This is a genomic window from Oleiphilus sp. HI0079 (assembly GCF_001635105.1).
Genome location: NZ_LWFT01000878.1, coordinates 1 through 721, shown reverse-complemented (window position 1 = coordinate 721; position 721 = coordinate 1). Strand labels below are relative to the sequence as shown.

1 protein-coding gene is annotated in these 721 nt (G+C 50.5%); it reads right to left on the bottom strand.

The genetic code is table 11. From position 1 onward, the window contains the following. Nucleotides 1-41: 41 nt before the first annotated feature. Nucleotides 42-721, bottom strand: a 680-nt coding sequence (locus A3750_RS16300) for an ATP-binding cassette domain-containing protein (RefSeq protein ID WP_156498655.1), incomplete at its 5' end; no start/stop codon positions are given.

The following is a 721-nucleotide window of genomic DNA, read 5'->3' as shown; positions in this document are numbered from 1 at the left end:
TTTGTTAAGATCGTATTTGACGGGTGGCGCTGGGATTATCTTCATTTGTTTTCACCACTTTCTTTTTCATCCAACTGATCTTTGACCAGGCCCTCTACCTGATCGTCTGCCAAGGCATCCGGACTGTTTCCGCCGGCTTTTACGTTGCTGCTTACTGATAGAGCTGACTTAAGCGAGCTTATTGGGCGATTAATTTGATTGTAGTCAGGCTTCTCTTTGGTTTTGCGCTGAGGCTTTGCTGTCGTCGAAGTGTCGGTTCCTTTGGTTGCAGCCGTCGCTTGCTTAAGCGCCTCTAACACCTCTTTCGTTGGTCCGAAACGCTCCATGACACCCTGATTAAGAACCAACAAGTTCTCGCTCAACATAAACAAGCGAGGGTGGTGAGCGATCAGCACAACCGTCGCACCGCCTGCTTTAAGCATTTGAATTGCGCGTGTGAGCGCCAGCGTGCCCGGCTCGTCCAAATTAGAATTTGGCTCATCGAGATAAACAATCCGCGGCTCTCCAAAAAGCGCACGGGCCAAGCCGACCCGCTGTTTTTGGCCGCCGGATAAATTCACACCACCGGCACCGATCTTGGTGTCGTACCCCTCTTTAAGTGAGAGTATTAGCTCGTGCGCACCTGCCATCTGGGCAGCCTTTACGATGCTGGCATCGTCAGCTTCAGTGAACCGCGCGATGTTTTCTTTTATTGTGCCAGAGAATAATTCAACTTCTTGAG